The organism is Enterococcus sp. AZ170, assembly GCF_050545135.1.
Classification (GTDB): Bacteria; Bacillota; Bacilli; order Lactobacillales; family Enterococcaceae; genus Enterococcus_L; species Enterococcus_L ureilyticus.
Genome location: NZ_CP172947.1, coordinates 607,040 through 630,876, shown reverse-complemented (window position 1 = coordinate 630,876; position 23,837 = coordinate 607,040). Strand labels below are relative to the sequence as shown.

The window sequence follows — 23,837 nt, the reverse complement described above, 5'->3', positions numbered from 1 at the left end:
TCACTAATCGGCCCCCCTCAGTTTAGTGACTTGCTCAACGAACTCATCCCAATCATGTTCTAAAAGTTCTAAATACTCATTTCCTTTATCTGTCATTTGATAATATTTTCTAGAAGGACCATCAGGCGATTCTTTGGTATAAATGACACAGTATGATTCTTTGACTAATCGACGCAAAACTGGGTAAAGCGCCCCTTCAGTGATTGGTATAAATTGATTTACTCGTTGTGTTAATTCGTATCCGTATCGATCTTCTTTTTGAATAAAATGAAGTACACACATTTCTAAAGCACCTTTTTTAAATTGGCTGGAAGCCCTCATCGCTCAATCCCCTTATCACAGTTTTGATTGACAAATTACCCGCTGTTCGATAATGTCCACTGAAATAACAAAAGAGCAAACATGACTAAAATCCACTTTAGACCAAAGGGCTTTGAGCTTTGGTACAAGGCGTTGTTTCGTTCTTTGTCAGTGGTTATTGCGGTTGTAATTCTTTTTCTCTTGAATGATACCTTGACGTTCTGCCGGTGTCAAATTAGGATCGCTCAGTTGATTGCCCCACTCTCTATTTCTTTGCCCTCTCTCTTGCCCATTTGCAGAGGCGCCTGACACAGCATCAGCTGTTTCTCCATTTCCTTGCGCTTGAGGTGCTTGTTGTTCTTCTTGGATCACCGCTTGTTTTGCCGCTTCTTCTGCTTGTGCAGCCTCTTGGGCTGCGGCTTGATTGGCCGCTTGTTCTTCTTCTGCTTTTTTAGCTGCAGCTTTTTTATCCTCCTCTTCTTTTTGTTTTTTGATTTTGTTGGCTTCTTGTTCTTTGAGCTTTTTCTTGATCGAATTTTCAACATGTGCGATTTTTTTTGAAACCACTTCTGCTAATTGTTCTCGTTTTAAAGCAAAGCGCTCTCTGACGACTTCATCTTTAGAAAAAGCAGCATCTGCGGTATTTATTGTCTGGGTCATCCCGATACCGATCATTAAAAGAGCTATGCAAAATACTATCATTTTTTTCATTCTAAGTTCTCCTTAATCAACATATTTCTATACTATAGTTATCCTTGGAAAGCATCTAGTAATTCGCTAAATCGTTTCTCTTCCTCTAATATGAGCCAATATTTTTTTTCTTTCTTATCTGGCTCTAATTCCAATCGAATCGTTTTCGGTTCTTTTGCGGCTTTTAATTCCTTAAACGTTTTTTTAAGTGCTTCGAATTGGATTTGATTAAGGTCTTCGTCTTTTAATGTATCTAGTTCTTTTAAAATCCCGTTTAATTGCTTTTCATCGGAAATTTGGTCAATATCATCTAATTTTTCAAGCTGATCATAGCCTTTATTTTTTAACCATTGCACCAATTCTTCGTCTGTTTTTTGGTCAATCGTCTGATCAAAGTTTGTCTGATCCAAGCCTGTGACCGTTACTTGCGCTTCTTTTTTTTCTGACTTGCTCTCTTTTATATTTACTGAAAAGCTTGTTTCTTTGTCCAATTGCTCTTGGTAAATGCTCACCAATTCTTTGGCTTGTTCTTTTGATAGATCGAATAGCTCAGAAAAATCCTCGACCATATCTGTTTGACTTGGTGCATCTAATTTATAAAAATATTTTTCAGCATCATCTTTATCTTTCCTATAAATCACATTATTAATAAATGTTGTAGCGACATCTTTTGGATCAGCAGTCTTACTAGTGCATCCAGTAAAAACAACAACGATCAAAATTAGCATACTAATTATTCTCTTTTTTTTCATTCGTCTACTTGGCTCCTTTATGACAATAACTGTTGATTTTTTTGTACATCTCTTCTATTTTTGACTATATACTTGAAAATGGTATAAAACTTAACTCTGATTGACTGAACATCCCCTACTCCATAAGTCGGATCAGAATAAATCAAGCCTAGCCAACGATAATGATTTTTACGTGAAAATTTTTGAATCTTGAAGGTCATTTCAACATTTCCCGCTACATTAATAATACTCGAGCGTATCATTTTGACATGTTTGATTTTTTGGAAAGAGAGGTAGCCTTCGTCTTGATTGAGTAAGGCGCTTAAAAACGGCTCATTTTGATCAACACTGATCGTTACACTTTTTTCACCTAAATAATTGATTCGAACTGGGATCACTTGATTGCCCTTGACTATTTCCCCTTCGTAATCGACAGGAATATTCATCGGCATGCGTGGCCGCTCATATGCTACACTAACTGCGACGCTCAAACTAAAAATATTGTAAAACAGCCAGTAAATATTGATGGAAAGAACATCCCACCATTGTAAGTGGTTGAAATCCAAGTGCAGGATATAATAAATCAAGGCAAAATAGTTTGCACCTAATAATAAAATCTGTACTTTACAATTACGCCAATCAAAATATCCTTTTTCCCCTTGAATCCCCTTGACTGTTACGTGAAATTTCTTATTCTTTTTAGGGCTAAATAACGTTTCTTTCCAAACGGCCCAAGAAACTTGAGGAGCTGTCACTAGCTCGTAAATATTGCTTATGAAGGAATTGTATTTCTTTCTAGCAACAGATTTATACATCAAACTTCCAGATAAAAAAGCTGGCAGCCAAAAAATCACCAGCTGAGCTAATGTGGTTTTTAGGCTAGAAATGTTAAAAACTAAATAAAGAAAGGGGGAAAGTAAAAAAATCAATTTATAGAGCCCTGCATACCAAAACATCACGCCATCAAGATAAAACCACTTTTGCATAAATGATAGGTTTTTCAATGTATTCAATCTATATTTTTTGATAACTTGTACATTGCCACGTCCCCAACGATCTCGTTGTTTCACATAATCGGCTAACGTTTCTGGGGATAGTCCTGAGGCAAGGGCTTCATTAACAAATACACCCTCCCATCCATTGTTTTGTAGCAGCAATCCTGTAGCCATATCTTCTGTGATGACACCTGTTGTAAAACCTCCGATAGAATCTAGCGCAGCTCTTCTAAATAAAGCATTGCTGCCTACATAAAGTACCGCATTGAATCGATCTTTCCCTTCTTCTAAACTACGCATAAAAAAGTCTTGTTCATTATTGATTTCACCATCTAAATATAAATTATGCTGAAAAATATCTGAATTAAAAAAAGTCTGCGGCGTTTGAATAAAACCAACTAGCTCTTTTGAAAAATGTCCTAATGTCCGCTGTAAAAACTCGCGTTTAGGCACCATATCAGCATCTTGAGTCACGATGATTTCCCCACTTGTTTTTGTCAGCGCATAATTCAAATTCCCCGCTTTTGCATGTTCGTGAGTCGGACGAGCGATAAATTCAACACAATGTTTTTCTGCTAATTTTTTCACCATTGCTCGGTCCCCATCATCGCAAAAATAAATTTTCAATAATTCTTTAGGATAATCGATCGATAGACACCCAACCACCGTTCTTTCTAAAATTTCAATGTTTTCGTTATATGTAGCGATCAAAATATCAACTGTTGGCAATTCTTTTAATTCAGCTAATGATTTTTCAGCTCGCTTATAAGGTTTCCAAAATAAGATGACTAACGTAAAGGCTTGAATAAATCCCATAAATTCAGCCAAATATAATAAACTCCCAGCAATTATCTCAACTATACTTCCATTTGGGATCGTATAAAACAAACGCCAAACTAAATAAATAAATTGAATAATAACAAATCCTGATAAAACAAATTTTCTATAGTGTTCATTTTTCTTAGATACAAAATAAAACAAGAATAAATAACTCAAACTAAATACCATGTATCCTAATCCAACCTTCTCCATTACCTTCTCCTTTTCACTCCCTATTATTCATAAAACAGTAGTAGTTAGTCATCAATATACTAAGGTTTCCAGCTATTGTCAATAGAATAATAGCTGGATTTGAAAATCTTATTACACTTTCCCGCATAATTATCGTTAAAAATCCTCATTTTCTACCTACATTTGTTATTTTTTAATCCTAAAATGGCGAAAAAAACATCTGATTTGTCCAAATCGTTGTTTTGTAGCATACTAGTAGTAGATACATTTGTCAGGAAACACTGAAACTAGTTAAGAAACAAGACCAAGAAAAAAGAATTTGGGGTGAGAAAGTTGATCGAATTTCAACATGTTTCAAAAATTTACAAAGGTGGAAAAATCGCTGTAGATGACATCAATTTGTCTTTTGATAAAGGTGAATTTATCTGCTTTATCGGAACTAGTGGTAGCGGAAAAACAACTTCTATGCGGATGATCAATCGGATGACCGATCCATCAAAAGGAAAAATCATGATCAATGGAGAAGATATCCAAACGATCAATCCAGTGGAGTTACGTCGAAAAATCGGCTATGTTATTCAAAATATCGGTTTAATGCCACACATGACGATCCGAGAAAACATCGTACTTGTACCTAAGTTATTAAAAGTCGACTTAGAAGAACGGAATAAAATTGCAGAAAAAATGATCGATCTAGTTGAACTACCTAGAGAAATGCTTGATCGTTATCCAAATGAACTCTCTGGTGGGCAACAACAAAGAATCGGTGTTGTAAGAGCTCTTGCAGCCAACCAGGATATCATTTTAATGGATGAACCTTTTGGTGCTTTAGATCCGATCACAAGAGATTCTCTACAAGATTTAGTGAAAGACTTACAAGAACGTTTAGGAAAAACTATTGTTTTTGTTACTCATGACATGGATGAAGCGTTAAAATTAGCAAATAGAATCGCCATCATGAGTGAAGGAAAAGTTATTCAGTTTGATACACCTGATAATATTTTACGCCATCCAGTCAACGAATTTGTTGAAGAGTTGATTGGCGAAGACCGCTTGATTCAAGCCAAACCAGATATTACCACTGTTGGTGAAGTGATGCTGAATAACGCGATCACGATCACACCAGAAAAATCATTGTCAGAAGCAATCAAACTCATGAGAGAAAAACGTGTTGATACACTCTTAGTGGTGGATGGCGCAGGCGTGTTAAAAGGCTTTATCGATGTTGAAACCCTTGACCGCCGTAGAAATATTGCGACTAGCGTTAGTGATATCATGAATCCAAAAGTATTCTTTGTAAAAAAATCGTCACTATTACGCGATACCTTACAACGAATCTTAAAACGTGGTTTAAAATATGTTCCAGTGGTAGATGATAAACAAAAAGTAGTTGGCATTTTAACTAGAGCCTCACTAGTAGATATCGTTTACGATGTTATCTGGGGTGAAGAAGACACAGAAAATGTGACGACTGCTTCAAGAGAAACAGAACCAACTGATGTCAAACAGCCTCAAACGGAGGTGTAAAAAAATGGATCAGTTTTTATTAGAACGAGGAAATGAGCTTGTCACTAAAATCGGTGAACATATTTTTATTTCCGGGATAGCTCTTCTCTTGGGTATTTTATTTGCAGTACCTATTGGAATTTTATTGACACGAACTAAGAGAACAGCGGCCATTGTTATCGGCTTAACCAGTGCTTTACAAACTGTCCCTTCTTTAGCTTTACTTGCATTGATGATCCCAATTTTTGGTGTTGGAAAAATTCCAGCTATCATTGCTTTGTTTATTTACTCTTTATTACCTATTTTAAGAAATACGTATATTGGAATCAAAGAAGTCAGCTCTGATTATAAAGATGCTGCCAAAGGAATGGGCATGACCAATGTCCAATCAATCTTTATGGTCGAATTACCAATAGCGATGCCGACGATCATGGCAGGGATTCGCCTAGCTGCCGTTTATGTGATTGCATGGGCCACATTAGCTTCTTATATCGGTGCTGGTGGTCTTGGAGACTTCATTTTCAGCGGATTAAATAATTATCAACCCGATTTGATTTTTGCCGGAACGATTCCTGTTACTATTTTGGCTTTGGCCGCAGATCTATTACTAGGGCTATTAGAGAAAAAATTAACGCCTAAAGCATTAAGGGAGGCGGAATAATCATGAAACGAAAATTAAAATTATTGTTCATCACTTTTTGTAGTGCTTTACTATTATCGGGCTGCTCCTTACCTGGACTTGCTTCTAACGCCGATGACTCTACGATTTCTATTACTGGCGGAATCACATCAGAAGCACAGATATTAGCAAGCCTAGTCGCTGGTATGATCGAGCATTACACGGATGAAAAAACCACGATCATCAATAATTTAGCAACGACTACAATCAATCACCAAGCAATGATGAATGGTGACGCACAAATTTCAGCTGCCCGTTACACAGGGACTGATTTGACTACAACACTTAATCTAGAACCAATCAAAGAACCTAAAAAAGCTTTTGAGGTAGTCCAATCAGAGTTTCAAAAAAGATTCCAGCAAAAATGGTTTAATTCCTACGGATTTGCCAATACCTACGCTTTTATGGTTACACAAGAAACGGCCGAGAAATATAATTTAAAAACAATCAGTGATCTTAAAAAAGTTGGCGACCAGCTAACTGCTGGTGTTGATACATCTTGGATCGACCGTAAAGGGGACGGTTATAAAGGGTTTACTGAAACCTATGGCTTTGATTTTAAACGAGTGTTTCCAATGCAGATTGGTTTAGTTTACGACGCAGTGGCTGCGAATAAAATGGATGTTGTTTTAGGCTATTCAACAGATGGCCGAATCGGCAGTTATGATTTGGTTATTTTAGAAGATGATCTCCATTTCTTCCCGCCTTATGATGCCTGTGCAGTCGCAACAGATGAAATCTTGAAAAAACATCCTGAATTAAGTGATGTCCTTAGTAAATTATCAGGAAAAATTTCAACCGAAACGATGCAAAAGCTAAACTATCAAGCAGACAATGATCTAATGGAACCTGAAACCGTTGCGGATAATTTCTTAAAAGAACACCATTTCTTCGAGTCTGAAGGAGGTGGAAAATAATGCAGAATTTACAAGATATGAATTTACTGCAGCAGTTTTTCTATTACTTTGAGCAAAATGGCAGTTATGTTTTGAGTCAATTCGTTCGGCATTTCTTAATTTCTATCTACGGTGTATTATTTGCCGCTATCGTTGGTATACCTATCGGGATTTTCATTGCCCGTAGAAGAAAAATGGCTGGTTGGGTCGTCAGTATTGCAAACTTGATTCAGACGGTTCCTTCTCTCGCGATGCTTTCAATCTTGATGTTAGGTCTTGGTCTGGGTGTCAACACAGTTATCGTCACGGTCTTTCTCTATTCGCTTTTACCGATCATCAAAAATACCTATACTGGGATGATCCAAGTCGACCGAAATATATTAGATGTGGGCAAAGGAATGGGCATGACAAAATGGCAAAGGCTTTACATGGTAGAATTGCCGCTTTCTGTCTCTGTGATCATGGCAGGAATTAGAAATGCTCTTGTCGTAGCAATCGGGATCACCGCAATTGGTGCTTTTGTCGGTGCCGGTGGGTTAGGAGATATCATCATTCGCGGTACTAATGCAACTGATGGGACAGCGATCATTCTTGTTGGTGCCTTACCAACGGCCTTAATGGCGATCATTACAGACTGGGTGTTAGGCATGATCGAACGCCGCTTAGATCCAGCTAGTAAACATTCATAGAAAAGTGGAACAAAACGCTTATCTATTTTCTTCAAAGGCTGTTTTGTGCCGCTATATCTAGTAAAGCGGTATGAGCCTTTTTAGCTTTAACAAAAAAAGCAAGTAAGAATCTCTTCTAATTCTTACTTGCTTTTTTTATTTCTTCAAACGATAACTATATGTTGCAACGACAATATTCTCGCGCCAAGATAAGCGCAGGCGCAAACGTAAGCTCGTCTGATTATGCAAAATATTTTGCCAACGACGATTAGGGACGAATTGAGGAATCAGGACCGTCGTTGTATAATGCCGCTTAGCTGAATTTTTACTAACCAAATCGACATAACGAAGAATTGGATTTGTGATCGAACGATACGAAGAATGGACGACAGAAAAACGAATATCAGGAAATTGTTTTTTGAACTCCGTCTCGATTTCTTTTTCCTTTTCCACATTCTCATCAAGCGATACATGCATCGCAACGACATAATCACCGATTGAACGGGCATAATTTACCGCCCCCACATTGGCTTGCGTCGCATTTCCAACTAACACAATCACTGTGTTGCCGAAAAATTCTTGTTGTTCCACAGTTTCCTCTAAGCGCAGCTGTTCTGCTACGTTTTTGTAATGAGCATGAATACTATAAAAAATAAAAATCAGCACTGGCATAATAATAAAAAATGGCCAAATATCTCCCAAACGATACATGAATAAAATAACGATAATTCCATAAGAAATGAATGCTCCAATCATATTTGCAATTGATTTTGACAACCATTTTTTTGTCTCTTTACGCCATTTTACTACCATCCCAGTCTGAGATAAGGCAAACGGTATAAACACACCGATTGAATATAATGGAATCAATCGTTCTGTTGAGCCTTGAAAAATCAATAACAAAACCACTGAACCTGCAGCTAAAGTCAAGATACCATTTGAATACCCCAAACGATCCCCACGATCCATATACATATGCGGCATAAATTTATCTTTCGCTAAATTAAAGGCCAACACTGGAAACGCTGAAAAGCCAGTATTAGCTGCAACAGCTAAAATCAAAGCTGTTGCAAACTGCAAGAGATAATAAAGAATATTTTGACCAAATACTGCTTTACCGATTTGAGCTAAGACAGTCACTTCCGTCTGTGGAACAATCCCATACCAATAGTTGATAAACGTGATTCCTACAAAGAAAAAGCCTAAAATCCCAGCCATCAAAGTTAACGTACCAGCCGCATTTTTTGCTCGCGGCTTTTTAAAAAAAGGAACAGCATTACTAATTGCTTCAACCCCAGTCAATGATGAGGAGCCCGAAGAGAAGGCCCTCAAAATCAACGCAATTGTAATCCCAGGAACCACCGCCCCCGGCACCGCTGTTGCATGAATCGGCACTACACCTGTGATAATTTTAAATAGCCCAGTAGCAATCAATAAAGTAATAATCGCAATAAAGCTATAGACCGGCAGCATCAAAAAGCTAGCTGATTCCCTTAAGCCTCGTAAATTCATCAACATGATCAATAAAACAATGATGATGGAAATCACAACTTGGTGCCCGTATAGAGCTGGTACTGCTGAAATGATCGCCTCAGCGCCTGCCGACACCGAAACTGCTACAGTCAACATGTAGTCGACCAATAAAGAACCGCCTGCTATTAGTCCAGCATTTTCCCCTAAATTTTCACTGCTGACGACATAAGCTCCGCCACCCTGAGGATATGCATGAATGATTTGCCGATAAGATAGTGTTAATGAAATAAGTAAAATAATGACAAAAGCGGCAATGGGCAGTGAATACCAGATAGCCGCAGCAGATAACGTAACTAACACGACAACGATTTGTTCAGTACCATAAGCAATAGAGGATAATGCATCTGATGACAATAAAGCCAATGCGGCAAAACGACTCAACTTATGTTCATCATTTTCAGTCGATTTTAACGGCTTACCGATAAATAATCGCTTTAAATAATCCACTTGATCAACCTCTCCTTTTCCTATTTTTTTCCGAAACAATCACATATGCTACGCTTCTAAAGTAAGATTGTCAATTATTTCCCTGCTAAATAATTGAAATGTTTAGGCTCTTCTTTCCATCGTTTAAACAAATTCTTAGAGCACTGTTTTTTTCATTTTAACAAGCTTATCTTTTCAAGGAAACGATTCTGCCTTTGCGCTGTCGTCACAAGAAAAAAGACATGAACATCCAAAACGATTTTCATGTCTTGATTGCTATTCTACTGTTTGCCAAGTACGATATTCATCAAAATAATCTGCTTCTTTTTTTGCCTGTGCCACGATCCGTTGCGGATAATTCAACACCTGCAAAAGCTGAATGGCATTTCTCGTAGTTGATGGTCCTTGCCTTAGACGGTAATCAAATGATACACCTTGTTCTTTTGTCACCTGCTCTTGAAAATGGACATTATCACAAGATTCTTTTAAGATTTCTGTCAGTTCAATGTCATGGGTAGCAACAAAAGCCAACGACGGATAATCTGCTAACCAATGAACCATACTAGATGATGCGGCGATTCGTTCGATCGTATTCGTACCCTTTAGTATTTCATCAATAAAACATAAACACGGAACTCTTGTTTCAGCTAAATCAAGGACTCGTTTAACTGATTTGATTTCTGCAACAAAATAGCTATCGCCTTCAAAAATGTCATCTTCAACTGCCATTGATGTCAAAATATGTGCAAACGGCAATTGAAACTTGGTCGCTAACGCGGTGTGGATCGTCGCAGAAAGAATACAGCTGATCGCTACACTTTTAACATAGGTAGACTTGCCAGAAGCATTCGAACCAGTTACTAGGGTATTTTTTGTCCAGTTCACTTCATTTGGCACAGGAGAGGCTAATAATGGATGATAAACTTCTTCCCCCTTTACTTGAATGCCTTTTGAAAATACAGGTTGGCTTGTATCTGGCATGACTTTACGAAAATTCAAAACTGCTGCTGCAACTTCCAATTCTCCAAGTAAACGCCACATTTCTTTTGCTTGAGTTTCATAATTGGTTAATTTTTCCAGAACAAAGTTATATGAAATAAAGGGCAGCATGAAGATCATCGCAAAATAATCAAACATCATTTCAGCCTCACTGTTAGACTTTATTCGAAAGGAAATACCAAATTTAGTCATTGATGCCAACGGCTTAAGGTTGTTTGCCAACTCTTCTTGAAAAGGTGTTTTCACTTTAGCTAATTTCTTTGCACATACAACCGTTTGGACTAAATACCCCATACAGATCAGCTCACGTTGTAATTTTTCCTTTTTTATTTGGTAATAAATCACATTGAATAAAATCGAGCCTAACAATAGGACAATTGATACGGTATTCGGAAATAACAGTATTAAAGCGACGGCGGCAATCGGTAGACTCCCACAAAACAAGTAGAGTTTTGTATTTGGCAGCACTTGGTTTCTAGTTTCACTTAAATAGCTTTCAACATTATTCTTATCTTGTTTCCCTAAACAGGCAAACTGAAATTGAATCGCTTCTCTAATCTGAGGATTTTGCTCATAATACTCAATCAATGTTTCCAAACGGTCATGACTATCTTCTGAGAAGTTAAAATTGCGTAAACGCTGATACAGTGCTTCTGAGCCTACACTTGAATAGGTTGCATTGATTCTTTCAAACAGAGTAAATCCGTCTAGGTCATACCAAGTGATCTCATCGACTTCACTATCATACTTTCGATATTTTTTAGCTGTATACCACGCATCCCTCAAGCTTTCCTCTTTATCAAAAAAACGTGTATTAGGAAATGTTCCCCACTTACTTTTGACCATTGCTCGTAATTTTAAGCGATTATAAATTTCCATTACACTGATAATCAATATAATCAGCCCCACAAAACCAAGTACGATCCATTGAGCATTCATTCAATAACCTCCTTTTTAAGGCTAGTATATGTTTTTATCGATTCATATACAAGGACAAATGGATAGCAACTAAAAGAAGTTGAACCGGAAACTCTAAGAGTTATAGTTCAACTTCTTCTATTTACTTATAATTCGTGGTACTCTCGATTCATACTGGTATATTCATCCAAATGCCATTCTGTCTCTTGATTTGCTTCGTTTGGTTCTATTTTCGGATACTCCATTTTCATCGGTTTAATATACTGAGTTGAGCTCAGCATATGAGAAATCGTCTCATCCTGCATTTTTATAATATGTTTCAAACGAATCTTCTCTAATTTCAAATCCGTGATTTCTTCTTGCTGTACTTCTTTTTTTCCTAATAAACTCCGTAAAAATTGTTTATCTCTGACAATCACTAATGTTAAAACAACAATCACAACAACAAAAAAATAGAGAACGATTAATAAGTTACGATCCATCCTTTTTATTCCTCCTAACATTTCATCCCTATGTTACCATGTTAGAGAACAATATTTTCTCATTTTTTTAGCTAAAACAATCATTTTTATGTATATTTTTGAGAAAAACAACTATATAGCTATTATTTTTTTATCATTAAAGAGAAATTTAAAGTAAATAATTGTGATCAAATGTTACTTCAACTAAATAATCCCCAATATTTCGATATACTTGTTCTTGAATGCGAATCTTTAGTTCCTGGTCTGTTGCTTTAAAATGGTTTGGAACAACCAAATCAAATAAAATACGAGGCTGACTGCCATGATCTACTAAGCGTATATCGTGGGCTTTTAATTCACTATTGATCCCTTTGATGATTCTTTTCAGCTCTTGGTGAATAAACTGTTGTCTTTGATCATGTAAGTTCACAGGATCGATGTGACAAACAAGATCAACCCCCAACGCTTCTTTAAATTTCTTTTCGATATCATCCGTCTTTTCATGGGCTTGAGTCAGATTCCAGCGGTCATCGATTTCAATATGAACAGAGGCAAATGTTTTATTGGGTCCATATTGATGGATCAGTAAATCATGATACCCTACGATTTCTGGTACTAAGGATAGATATCGTTTCATTTCATCTATCGCTGCTTGATCAGGTCTAAGCCCCATCAACTCGTTGACAAACTCTCGAATCAATTGTAAACCACTAAAAATAATGTAACACGCTATCAATAGCCCTACAAAGCCATCAATTTTCAAGCCAGTCAAGCCCTCTACTGTCGCTGAAACGAGTACAGCCATCGTCGTAAATACGTCATTTAAACTATCTTTAGCCGTTGCAACTAATGTATTAGAATCAATTTTTTTGGCTACTCGTTGATAAAAAATACTTTGCCAAACTTTGATTAGAATCGACAATACTAACACAATCAGAATTACTGGTGTTACTTTGATACTTTGAGGATCTCGGATTCGTTCAATCGATGTCATAAAAAATTGAAACCCAACAAAGGTAATCAATAACGAAACTAACATACCGCTGATATATTCAAAACGTTCATGACCGTATGGATGTTCTTTATCTGCTGGTTTCCCTGAAATATAAAAACCGACGAGCGTTAGCACAGAAGAAACCGTATCCGACAAATTATTCATTGCATCAGCCATAATCGACACACTGCCAGAAATTAGTCCAATCAACAATTTTCCAACAAAAAGCAGCAAGTTAGATAGTAACCCTACGATCCCCGCAAAAATCCCAAAAGCTGTTCGAGTATCTGAATTTTTTGGTTGGCTTTTTTCAAAGCGCTCTATTAAAAATTTTATCATCGTGATCCCTACCTCATTTTTAGCATATCTTAAGACTATAAAATGATTTCAGCCATTTGTATAGTTAAATGCTGTTTTTTTTAGTGAGTTTTTATTGTTTAGAATCCCCCTAATTGATCAATTGGATGTCTTTGTTTTTTTATTAGGGACACCTTGAAAGATAACAAATAAGGAAAAAAACTTGAATCACTCCCATTATAGGCTTGATTCAAGCTTTCACCAGCATTTATTTCTTATTTTTAATGGAAAATATGACTTTCATGCGAAACGTTCTCTAACTTCTTCGTTTTTTCTTCAACATAAGGATATAAGAGAATGCCCAACACACAAAACACAATTGAAATTCCTAGTAAAATGAGAATCGCCTTCCAAGCATTCGGCCAATAAATACCTCCTGCTGATTCCCTTAATAGATTTACCGCATAGGTAAATGGTAAAAATGGATTAATAAACTGGAAGAATTTGCCAGAAACTTGAATTGGATAGTTTCCGCCACCTCCCGAGATTGAAAGCACCAGGATAATGATCGCAGCCCCTTTTCCGACATTGCCAAATAGTGCCACTAGTACATAGACCATCATCATAAACGCAAAGGCGATCAACAAAGCAAATAATACACTATATACTGGTTGTCTAACATCTACTCCTAACAAGAAATAATTTCCTAACGTCACAATCAACGCTTGCGCTAGTCCCATTACTAAAAAGGTTAACATCCTCGCAGAAAATTGTTCCCGTTTTGAATAGTTCCCGCGGTCTTTTTCATCTAAATAAAAATCAGTTGTTGCCACACTTGAAAATAACACGGCACCAACCCATAAACAAAGAGCTGTGTAAAATGGTGTACTAGCTGAGCCATTATTAGCAATTGGGTAAATTTTATTTTCTTTCACTTCAACTGGTTTAGCAAAGAAGTCACTTTCAGCGTTAGCATCCAGTTTAAGCAACTTTATCACTTGTCCAAGGTCAACATCCTTCTCCCCATTTCGGATCGCTTCTGCGGCTTTATGGAGACCTGTCTTGATATTTGGCCAGTCATTTTGAACTAAGTCATTTGCTTTGTTCAAGGCAGACTCTAAATCCGGCATTTTGTCATTGACTGTTTTTAAAGTACCAGTGATATTTTCTTTGATCCCTGGGTAATCATTTTGAATAAAATCAGCAGCTAAGCCAAGTTTTTCTTCGATGACAGGCAATTCATTGTTGTAAAGTTCTGCACCTTTGTTAATGCCATTTACGATCGTGTCCATATGACCATTCAGTAAAACATTGGCATCATGCACTTCTTGTTTGATTGCAGGTAATTCTGCTTGGTATTTTTCTAAGATGCTGATTGCATTAGAAACAGTTGCTTGTGTTGAATTTAATAATGTAGCAAAATCGATTTGCTTAGCTTTGTCGAGCAAGCCTTGAGCGCTGGAAATCGTAGTGATGAGCTTTGTTAAAATGTTATTTACATCTGTTGCAACTGCATCTACATTGATACTGCCAGCAATCCCAGCGATATTGTTGGCCATGTTTTCAATTTCTCCTAATACAGCTTTCAACTGATCCACTGAAATCCCATCAGCATCAATACTATCCACTCGATTTTTTAGCCCTGCAATCAACGTACTAAGATTATTTAAATTATCAATGATTGGTTGAAGTTCTTGATTACCAGAAGAATTTTGAATACTTGTCAGCATTTCAGCCAATTGATCAATTGCTGCTTGCTGCTTCCCTAAGCTGTCGCTAAATTGTTGCAACATTTGCTTCAGCGTTTCACGTTCTTCTGGTGTCAATTCATTATCAGTCAATAATTGCTCGATTTGACCAGCAATTGCGGATACATTTGATCCAATTGTTTGAACTGACTCTAGCGTTACTTTGATACTGCTTGTAATGCTTGGTAACGCCTCTTGTAATTTTACTGCTCCTTCACTGGTTGCAGTCGCTAATTGATCTGCTTGCTCTCCAAGTTTTTCAATATCTGGCAAAGCCGTTTGAACTTGTTGGATAATGGTCAAACCTTGTTTAGCTTCTTCGATTCCTTCCGTCATTGTTTGTTCAACTGAAGCAAAATCTTCGTCAATCATCGCTAATTGTTTCCCAGCATTTTGAATTTCTGGGATTTTCTCCTGTAAGGTCAAAATAACTTTAGCTTGTTCTTTGATTGTTGGCATCTTGTCGTTTAAATCAACTAGCTTTGTTCCTAAAGCATCAACTTGAGGCAAATACTCCGCAAATTCATTGGCTTTCGCTAGCTTTGTTTTCAACTCAGGCATTTTCCCATGAAGTGCAACAACTTCTTGCATATATTTATCGATTTGACCAATATTTTCATCTGTCGAAAGGATCATATCCTTCACTTTCGTTATACTAACCAGATTAGAATCTAAATTATAGCCAATATCATTAAATACATGAACCAAAGTACCACTTGCTGTTTTAGTGAACTCATCTGTGATTTGCGCTTGTAATGAGGTTGCACCTTTTTCAGCGATTTTTGGTGCGATCGCATTGATCTTTTCATTGATTGAATAGTCAATTTTAGGCTTTTTAATATCCCCTGTAGTAAAGCTTAATAGGTCTTTTGAGAAATCTTTTGGCAGATAGATACCGGCATAATACTTTCCTGATTTTACCCCTTTGTCTAATTCTTGTTTTGAATCAACAAAACGCCAACCTAATTGTTTATTTTTATGAAGATTTTTTAATACTTCTTTTCCAATATCGACTTCTTTATCCTTGAATGTCACAGCTTGGTCGTCACTGTAGACTGCAATCGGCAATTCTCCTGTATTTGCATAAGGATCCCACAAGGCTTTGATATTGAACCATGCATAAAGTGATGGAATAATCATCAGTGCAATAATCAAAAATGTAGCGATCGGGTTTTTAAAAATACGTTGCCAATCTAATTTAAATAACTTTAATGTGTTCTTTATATGTTTCATCCTGCTCACCCACTCTTTTTAATGACTGATTTACTTTAGCATAATTTTTTTATCAATAACAAATGAAAAAAACTATTTTTGTCCATTTCTACGACAGGTTTCTTGAATTGTCGTAGAGAATTCAAGTCTATTGTTATTTATGAACCATTCATATCCATTTTCTTCACGTTCAATGGGACATTTCTTATTTTATGACACCTAAAAAAGACAAACTCATCCAAATGAATCAGCTTGCCTTTATTTTTTTGCTATAGTTTTGCTGAGAACTCTGATACTACTTTTTTCACTTCATTTACTGAATCAGGCTCTAGATAAGAAAGTGCTCTGGGAACCACACCCATAAGATACATCTTATCGAGCTTATCCGTTGATTTTCTTTCCAGCAATTCTGCTAGTAAATGTTTCATGTCTTCTTGATGATCTGCTTTTGTACGATCTAAGATGAAGTCATAAAAATTTTTTTCTGCTGCTTTCATCGGCTATGCCCCTCCTATATTTTTATTTTATTATACGCTTAAATAACAATTAGTAGTAGCAATTCGCTTTTATTACAAAAAACAATAATTATACAAAAAAACAGCATAAACATGTTTGTCTTGCTGCTCTTGCTATTAGAAAAAGTTTAATAACTATTAAAGGGCCAAAGAAATGCTTCACCCCTCTTATACAAAGACAAGATTTTTATACCCTATACTTCTCAATCAAAAATTCATATGCAGCACGGCTAATAATTCCCATTGGTTGGTTGATTCCAGGGTTAAAATAAAAGTCCATAGTGACTAACTCTTCTAGTGTGGTTTCTTTGTCAATTGCTAAAGATAACGTGTTGATCGATTGCGTAATATCCTTTTCAGACATCAATTGTCCGCCAATCAAGTTATGCGTACCTTTTTCGAAAACCAGTTTGATATGCACCTCTTCCTGCAATTTAAGATAAGGCAACTGACTTGGTAATGTTAAAAAGATACTTTCAACTTCGATTCCTTCAAACTTTGCTTCTACTTCGGTTAACCCTGTAGTAGCAATATAGTTGTTGAAAATTTTAGTGGCCGTTGTCTTTTGCGTCATATTGTACTTCATCGGATGCCCTAAAACGTTCATAGCAGCAACGGTCGCACTTCGAACAACATTATTCACTAAAGGGATGAACGACTTACGATAGCTATTGCGGACAGGATAAGAAATCACATCTCCTAAAGCGAAAATATTTGGATCACTTGTCTGCATATGTTCATTGACTCGAATTGTTCCATTAGCATTTAAGTCTAAAAATTCTTTCACTAATGTCGTATCAGGACGAGCATTTACGGCCACAATAACATAATCGTTTCTGATTTCTTCATTCGTGGTTTGGGTGATAAAACTCTCTTCTTCTATATCTGAAAAACCAATAACACTTTCGTTTAAATGAAGTTTTACACCTGAATCAACGATTTTTTGTTCAATGAGTGATGACAGTTCCTTATCCAAATAACGGAAAAGAACAGATCCTGCACTTTCTATCAGGTGGATTTCTTTGCCTTTTTCTTTCAAAGCATCACACAATTCCACTCCGATATATCCGCCACCAATAATCGAGATTGATCTTGCCTGTTCCAATTTTCTCAATACTTCCACTGAACTGGAGTAACTTTTGAAAACGGTCACTTTATCTTTACTTGGTAGTGTCAGATTAGTTGAAAATTGGTTTGAACCTGTTGCGAGAATTAGCTTGTCATAACTTACTTTACAAGTTTTTTTAGCATCATCCTCATAGATAATAGTGCTTTTTTCCGGCTGTATCGTAGTAACCATTGTATTAAGTAAAACAACTATGCCTTTTTTACTCAATTCTTCTGCTGTAAGATATCTCACATTATCCAGCTCATCAACCATTTGATTCATTCTCAATATGATCCCGCTTGAAACGAAGCTAAGCTCACTTCTTTTTTCAATTAGAACAACCTCAGTTTGAGGATCTAATTTCTTTAACGTTAATGCCGCTTGAAGTCCACCGTGTGAGGCTCCGATAATTACTACTTTCACTAAGGTTCTTCTCCCTTCAATCAAATAAGTCATTTTTATAACTATATAAATATAATTTAAAAGTAACAATCTAGTTCATTATATATAAAAAAATGATTTTTTTAAATAATTATAGAGACTAATTTCTTTTTATAAGTTGCGTATTGCCATTTTCTCATGAATCAAGTATCCTTTAAGTGAGGTGTCTATTATGCTAAAACGAGATTTTTTAGAAAAGCCCTTCGATTATATGAATGATATCTTATTATTTTTATACAACAATCAAGGCAAGGCGACAAAAAATGAGCTAGTTAGTGAATTTCAAATTAGCTTACCGACTTTAAATGAATATTTGTCTTTCCTGCAAAGTTTTCTTGAAGAGAATCAAGTAAATGAGCAAGTTGAACTAACGTTAAAAGGTGAAAATATTACTTTAAAAAAGCAACCGACTTTTCCCTTGAAGAACGTTGTTGTACTTTTTCTCGAAAAGTCGATAAAATTTCAAATGGTGAACCAGTTATTCTCTAAAGGTGAACTGACTTGCGACTATTTTCAATTGAATTATGCGATAAGCTCTGCGACTTATTATCGAAAGATCACCGAATTAAACGATCTTTTAAAAGAATTTCGCCTACAAATCAAACGTGGAAAGTTGATCGGAGAAGAAAAACAGATTCGCTATTTCTTTTTTAGTTTCTTTTGGTTTCTATTTGAGGATAAAACCAGTTTAGAAAAAGAAACCGCTAATCAATATCTTGGCTTTGTAGATATATTAAGGGAGTCTCTCAATGTAGTCTTTGATCCTACTGAAGTCTTGCAAATAAAATTATGGATGAAAATATCCTTTAGACGACTGGCTACTGAATATAATCCTGTTATCAGCCCTAACTATGATTATCCTGATCGACCGCTCTTTGAAGAAATTAATTTGTCCTTACATACATATATGAAAAAGATCGACCGTCCATATACTATTTATGAAGCATACATGTTTTATGACTTCTTTTGTTCCATGCATAATTTTTCGCCTAATTCATCTTTTGCCTTTAGGTTGGCAGAAAAGCAGCGCAGAGAAAGCTCTTATTTAAACTATATGAATAAAGTAATATTAAAATATTTAAAACAGCAAGGCTATTTGTCCAATTACGCTTCATCTGCACGCTTACTGTATATTGAAAATTTATTGTTTCAGCTACATTCTCAGCTTTATTATTTTGATGGATTTATCTTGCCCTTTGATAGTTGGACCATCAAATCGATCGTCAATGCTCACCGTCATCCATTTTCTGGTAATGAAGTTTTTGAACTGATGGACATTGCGACCAAAAAATTTGATCAAGATGGTGAAAAAGGAAGCTATAAAAATAAATTCACTGAAATCCACTACACTATCATCCTAAATCATATTGCTGAATTAAATGAAGAAAAAATTGCGATCGGTGTCTATCATTCACTGAATCCTTTTATTGGTGAATTAGTTATTCAGCATTTGACCAATGTTTTAGGTCACAAATACCCAATCAAAGCTGAAGCTTTTAAAGAGGACAGTCATTATGACATACTTCTTTCTAACATATACAATGAAGTGATTTCTGAAAAACAAGAATTAGTTTATATATTCTCAGATATTGGTAATAGTTATGACATGACTGAAATCGAAAAACAGATTATTCAGTTAATCGATACAAGATAGTGCCAAACTTGTTGGTTACATCACTAATTGAAATTATAACAGAGAACGCTCTCTTTATGTTCTCTGTTTTCTTTGTATACATTAAATTTAGTGAGAATAACCATAATTATAGATTAACATAGATTCCGCTATAATTTGTTTTTATTTTTTAAAATATAATAAAAAATAATGATCAGTGAATCGATTTATAAAAAATAAAAAAACGATAAATTTATCGTTTTTTTATTTTATCCATCCAATATTATTAAACGGTGCAAACCGGAAGGATACAACACCCTCAATAGCTTGACCATCAACTAAACCAAATGCTCTACTATCACTGGAATTATTTCGATTATCCCCCAATACAAAATAATGACCTTTAGGGATTTTTTTCAGCTGTGACATTTGAGCTAGACTGTCTTCTGATATATTCACTTTGATTGTCCCATCTGGTAATTCATTTGCAGCAGATAATTCAGATGCTTTTGGTAAAGAGTCTGCTTGATGATTGATAAATAAATCATTACCCTCTGTCCATACTAAATCCCCAGGCATCCCTATGATTCGTTTCACATATTGAAACTCGCTTTTTACAGGTGGGCTAAATGTTATGACCTCATATCTTTTAGGCTCTTTTGTCCGACGAACAATCACTCGATCCCCATCTAATAAAGTAGGTTTCATTGAATCCCCATCAACCATGTGAGGGGAAGTATTCAGAATAAAGAAAAATACAAAAACTGCAAATAATACGATAGGTAGCATGAATTTGATGATTTCAGTGATATTCTCTTTTCTTTTTTTCTTTTTTCTTTTCTCAAATTCTTCTTTCGTTAATTTTTTCTTTTTGCGCTTTTTATTGGTTGAAGCAGCTTTTTGAATTCGTTCTTCTTTAGGTCTCGATTTAACTCTCGGCTCTTCTCTTATTATTTCAGCTCGTTCTCTAGGTTTTGGACGCTTCTTTTTAGTGCCAGCGTGTGGGCGCTTTCGATTCTTATTTTTTGACTTTCTATTTTTATTAAACTTACGGTTTAATTGTCTTTTTAGTCGTTCAAAACGTATTCTTAGTTCATCCATGATACACCTCAATCATACCAATTAATACTCTTAATTAAGGATAACAGAGTGTTGCTGTTTTTTCCATATATAAAACCCCGCTAATTAAGAGAAGTACTGCAATAGGTCTCCCTATGTAAAAAAATAAGTGGAGCAAAACTCTAAAAGTTTTGCTCCACCCCTAAACTCATAATCAATCGAATACTAATTCCTGTCCCTCAACAATAACACTACTACTAAGCTGATTTTTATTCATTAATGTTTGAATTGATAACCCTGAATCTTGAGCAATTTCCCATAATGTCTGACCAGCCTTTATCACATAAACTTCTTTAGGCACTTCGTTATTCTTATCTTCAGAAGCAACATCACTGCTTAAATTGCTTTCTTGTTGTGTTTGAGCTGCCTGTGGTATTGAAGCAGATGTAGGGGCTTCGCTATCATCTGTTGTTACAGGTGCAGATACTGTACCCCCACCACCAGCTGATGCGCCTAAAATCAATGAATCAGACATAAAGTAAACAACAGTACTAAACAATATTGCAGAAGAAATCAACAGTATGCGGTATTTTTTATTGATTTGTTTTTTCATATTGTTCTTCCCTTCATTCGTTTTCTAATGGTTTAGTTTCCAGTTTTATCTAAACGTGATAATTTGCTTAAACGTTCTTCCAATTCACGGTAAATCGTCATTACTTCATTTTTAGATTCTTCTACTTCATTTGAAATATTTTTCGCACGGTTTCCTATGTTCAACATTTCAAGTTCTGCTGAGTTGATCATGTGTTTTGATTCAACTTGCGCTTCACTAATAATACGATTTGCTTCCTTCTTAGCAGAAACCATTACTTCACCGATCTCTTGTTGTGATTTCAACGCTTCTTCTTGTAAGGATTGGTTTTTCAACAACAAGTCATTGATTTGTTGTTTTGCTTGTAATAATTCAGCTAGCTGATTCCCTGTTGCTTCTCCTGTAGTAGACAAGCTACGCATTGTTTCTAATTCAGCATTTAAGTTTTCTAGTTCTTCTTCTTTTTCTTTGTAGCTATCTCTTAATCCTGCTAATTCAGATTCGAAAACATTTTTTTGAATAGAATATTTATCATTTAGACCTTGGATGCGACCAAGACTTGCTTCTAGTTCACTCTTATCTTTAAGAACTGTTTCTAATTCTTTTTTCAATTCTTCAACACGACTGTTATCAACAGACACATCACTATTTGTTGATAAAGTGGTCTCTTTGTCTTTTAATTCTTGGTTTTCTTGTTGTAAGCGGTGCATTTGTTCTTGAAGATCAGCAAGTTTTTGTGTTAACTCTTGATTTTCTTTATTAGTAGTTTGAAGTTTTTCATTCAATGATTCTAATTCCATCTTCACCGTCTCCAATGCTTCTTGTTTTTCTCCGATTGTTCCTCGGGCAGCTAACTCTGTTTGTAATTGTTGGATTTCTTTTTCTTTTTCAGAAATTTGGATTTCTAAGGCTTTATCTTTTTCAACAAGTGCAGTTTCTAAGTAGGCAATTTGTTCTTGTCCACTAGTATTTTCTTTTTTCAGTACTTCGATTTCCGCTTTCAAACGATTGATTTCTTCAGCAGAATCGTCTGACTCAAGCCCATCTTCTAATTCAAAGATCTCAGTTTCTTTTTGGTTGAGCTGTGTTGCTAGTTCATCATTCTTTTCTTTCATCTGTTCAAGTTCATTTTGGTTACTCTCAACTTTGATCACTAATTGTTTATTTTGTTGAGATAAACGAAAGTTCTCTTCTTTGTTTTTCTCAAATTCAGATTCTTGTAATCTATATTCTTCGATCAATTCTCTTAAACGAGTGATCTCTTGTTCTTGTTCAGCTAATAAATTACTATTGTTCGTAGTTGTTACAGTAGCTGGTCGTTGTGGTTCTTCCGAATTAAAATCTACATCCTGCGTTAATTCTTCCTCGGAAACTTCGTTAATTTTCTTAATTAACCGTCTCTTTGCCATGTGTTTACACCCCGTCTTTTATTTCTATCTTCCATTATTTATCTAGTTTTACTTTTTCTAAGTTACTGTCTTTCGCCTCTCTTGTGAAAACGAACGACTGTTTAGAGAGTTTGTTGGTTTTATCTCGATATGTAAAGTTAAAATCGATCATTGTGATTTCTTTTACTGGCTGTAACTCTTTGATAAATGCCTCAATGTTTTTTTCAGCAGTCTGGAAATCATTAAAGCTTAAGGCCGTAGGAAAAACTGATACTGTCAACGTTCCCGTTTTTTGACTGATCATGATCGCGACATTCGCTTCTCCAAAAAAGGGCTGCCAATCTCTTATCAGTAGAAGTTCGTAGTTGTCTAGCGCTTGGGCATCTCGACTTTCTACAATTTTCTTCCAAGGAAATTCAGCTAACTTTAGCGTGTTTTCTTTATAGCTCTCAATTTCAGCACCAGAAGCTGTTCCTCTGGCGTCCTTGATCTCTTCTATCTTGAATTCTAACTCTTTATTATCTTTTCTTAAAGTATCTTGATTATACAGTATCCCAAAAAGGATTAAACAAAAAATAATTGCTGCAATCATCAAAAATAATAATGATCGATTATTCTCTTGATACTTATAAAAATTGATCTTGCGTTTCATTTTTGGACTATCAGAATCTAAGCTCTCCAGTTGGAATCGAACATACAACTGATAACTGAAAAAAAGAAACAGTATTACTACTAATACAAACATGAAAATCGTCATCAAATATAAACTCCTTTATCCCTTAATAAAAAAACACTAAATATATCTACTTTTTTGAAAGTTATTCACTTTCTACCCAATTATACATAGTTTATTGTAACATTACGTTGCGCTATTGCCAACTTTTTTTTATAAACGCAACTAAAAGTCAATAAAAACAGCAGGGTACGTGATAAATTTTAGTGTTTTTTTACTAATTCAGTGAACGAATGTTGTTTCTATAGGTCTAATTTTCAGTTTTATTCTATTGATAAGAGTGGTTTTATTATTAAGTGTTAAATAATTAATAATAACAAGATCT

General features: G+C 35.5%; 20 protein-coding genes. 5 read left to right on the top strand and 15 right to left on the bottom strand.

What is annotated here, in order from left to right; genetic code table 11:
* Positions 1–3 precede the first annotated feature (3 nt).
* From IGJ55_RS03075 to IGJ55_RS03060, 4 genes are all read right to left on the bottom strand, one after another.
* Positions 4–321 (bottom strand): PadR family transcriptional regulator, encoded by a 318-nt coding sequence (locus IGJ55_RS03075; protein ID WP_069638938.1) that lies wholly within the window; start codon positions 319–321, stop codon positions 4–6.
* Between the two features lie 147 nt (positions 322–468).
* The gene (locus IGJ55_RS03070) at positions 469–1,011 is read right to left on the bottom strand and encodes a hypothetical protein (protein WP_429950185.1); all 543 of its coding nucleotides are present in this window, start codon (positions 1,009–1,011) and stop codon (positions 469–471) included.
* Positions 1,012–1,049: 38 nt separating this feature from the next.
* On the bottom strand, positions 1,050–1,742 hold the full coding sequence (locus tag IGJ55_RS03065; RefSeq protein WP_429950183.1) for a hypothetical protein: 693 nt from the start codon (positions 1,740–1,742) through the stop codon (positions 1,050–1,052).
* Between the two features lie 17 nt (positions 1,743–1,759).
* A complete protein-coding gene (locus IGJ55_RS03060; RefSeq protein WP_429950182.1) occupies positions 1,760–3,748 on the bottom strand; it encodes a glycosyltransferase family 2 protein in 1,989 nt (662 codons plus the stop codon).
* 312 nt (positions 3,749–4,060) lie between these two features.
* On the opposite strand from IGJ55_RS03060, the gene IGJ55_RS03055 reads away from it, so the two are divergent.
* From IGJ55_RS03055 to IGJ55_RS03040, 4 genes are read left to right on the top strand one after another with little or no spacing between them, the layout of a single operon-like run.
* Positions 4,061–5,254 carry a betaine/proline/choline family ABC transporter ATP-binding protein gene (locus IGJ55_RS03055; protein ID WP_204638613.1) on the top strand — a complete coding sequence of 398 codons (1,194 nt, stop codon included), beginning with the start codon at positions 4,061–4,063 and terminating at the stop codon, positions 5,252–5,254.
* A gap of 4 nt (positions 5,255–5,258) precedes the next feature.
* Positions 5,259–5,894 (top strand): ABC transporter permease, encoded by a 636-nt coding sequence (locus IGJ55_RS03050; RefSeq protein ID WP_430607281.1) that lies wholly within the window; start codon positions 5,259–5,261, stop codon positions 5,892–5,894.
* Between the two features lie 2 nt (positions 5,895–5,896).
* Positions 5,897–6,829: an osmoprotectant ABC transporter substrate-binding protein gene (locus IGJ55_RS03045; RefSeq protein ID WP_429950178.1), complete on the top strand. Its 933-nt coding sequence runs from the start codon at positions 5,897–5,899 to the stop codon at positions 6,827–6,829.
* Positions 6,829–7,497, top strand: coding sequence for an ABC transporter permease (locus IGJ55_RS03040; RefSeq protein ID WP_069638931.1), 669 nt, complete (start codon positions 6,829–6,831; stop codon positions 7,495–7,497). The genes IGJ55_RS03045 and IGJ55_RS03040 overlap by 1 nt, the downstream gene beginning before the upstream one ends.
* A 135-nt stretch (positions 7,498–7,632) precedes the next feature.
* Here IGJ55_RS03040 and IGJ55_RS03035 read toward each other — a convergent pair whose 3' ends face one another.
* The 7 genes from IGJ55_RS03035 to IGJ55_RS03005 all read right to left on the bottom strand — a co-directional run bounded on the left by IGJ55_RS03035 (position 7,633) and on the right by IGJ55_RS03005 (position 18,110).
* Positions 7,633–9,456, bottom strand: coding sequence for an amino acid permease (locus IGJ55_RS03035; RefSeq protein WP_207120244.1), 1,824 nt, complete (start codon positions 9,454–9,456; stop codon positions 7,633–7,635).
* Positions 9,457–9,711: 255 nt separating this feature from the next.
* Positions 9,712–11,373, bottom strand: a complete 1,662-nt coding sequence (locus IGJ55_RS03030; protein ID WP_430607280.1) for a MutS-related protein — start codon at positions 11,371–11,373, stop codon at positions 9,712–9,714.
* A 125-nt stretch (positions 11,374–11,498) separates the two neighbouring features.
* A complete protein-coding gene (locus IGJ55_RS03025; RefSeq protein WP_429950171.1) occupies positions 11,499–11,834 on the bottom strand; it encodes a hypothetical protein in 336 nt (111 codons plus the stop codon).
* Between the two features lie 148 nt (positions 11,835–11,982).
* Positions 11,983–13,146, bottom strand: a complete 1,164-nt coding sequence (locus IGJ55_RS03020; RefSeq protein WP_069638927.1) for a cation diffusion facilitator family transporter — start codon at positions 13,144–13,146, stop codon at positions 11,983–11,985.
* Positions 13,147–13,385: 239 nt separating this feature from the next.
* A complete protein-coding gene (locus tag IGJ55_RS03015) occupies positions 13,386–16,085 on the bottom strand; it encodes a YhgE/Pip family protein (RefSeq protein ID WP_430607279.1) in 2,700 nt (899 codons plus the stop codon).
* A gap of 248 nt (positions 16,086–16,333) precedes the next feature.
* Positions 16,334–16,561: a hypothetical protein gene (locus tag IGJ55_RS03010; RefSeq protein WP_069638925.1), complete on the bottom strand. Its 228-nt coding sequence runs from the start codon at positions 16,559–16,561 to the stop codon at positions 16,334–16,336.
* A 205-nt stretch (positions 16,562–16,766) separates the two neighbouring features.
* Positions 16,767–18,110 (bottom strand): FAD-dependent oxidoreductase, encoded by a 1,344-nt coding sequence (locus IGJ55_RS03005; protein WP_069638924.1) that lies wholly within the window; start codon positions 18,108–18,110, stop codon positions 16,767–16,769.
* 190 nt (positions 18,111–18,300) lie between these two features.
* Here IGJ55_RS03005 and IGJ55_RS03000 point away from each other — a divergent pair, with 190 nt between their 5' ends.
* Positions 18,301–19,782: a helix-turn-helix domain-containing protein gene (locus IGJ55_RS03000; protein WP_069638923.1), complete on the top strand. Its 1,482-nt coding sequence runs from the start codon at positions 18,301–18,303 to the stop codon at positions 19,780–19,782.
* A 222-nt stretch (positions 19,783–20,004) separates the two neighbouring features.
* Here the strand turns inward: IGJ55_RS03000 and lepB are convergent, their stop codons facing one another.
* The 4 genes from lepB to IGJ55_RS02980 all read right to left on the bottom strand — a co-directional run bounded on the left by lepB (position 20,005) and on the right by IGJ55_RS02980 (position 23,536).
* Positions 20,005–20,841, bottom strand: a complete 837-nt coding sequence (gene lepB / locus IGJ55_RS02995) for a signal peptidase I (protein WP_207120246.1) — start codon at positions 20,839–20,841, stop codon at positions 20,005–20,007.
* A gap of 172 nt (positions 20,842–21,013) precedes the next feature.
* On the bottom strand, positions 21,014–21,412 hold the full coding sequence (locus tag IGJ55_RS02990; protein WP_069638922.1) for a LysM peptidoglycan-binding domain-containing protein: 399 nt from the start codon (positions 21,410–21,412) through the stop codon (positions 21,014–21,016).
* A gap of 32 nt (positions 21,413–21,444) precedes the next feature.
* Positions 21,445–22,800, bottom strand: coding sequence for a hypothetical protein (locus IGJ55_RS02985; RefSeq protein WP_430607278.1), 1,356 nt, complete (start codon positions 22,798–22,800; stop codon positions 21,445–21,447).
* Between the two features lie 34 nt (positions 22,801–22,834).
* On the bottom strand, positions 22,835–23,536 hold the full coding sequence (locus IGJ55_RS02980) for a hypothetical protein (protein WP_069638920.1): 702 nt from the start codon (positions 23,534–23,536) through the stop codon (positions 22,835–22,837).
* Positions 23,537–23,837 lie beyond the last annotated feature (301 nt).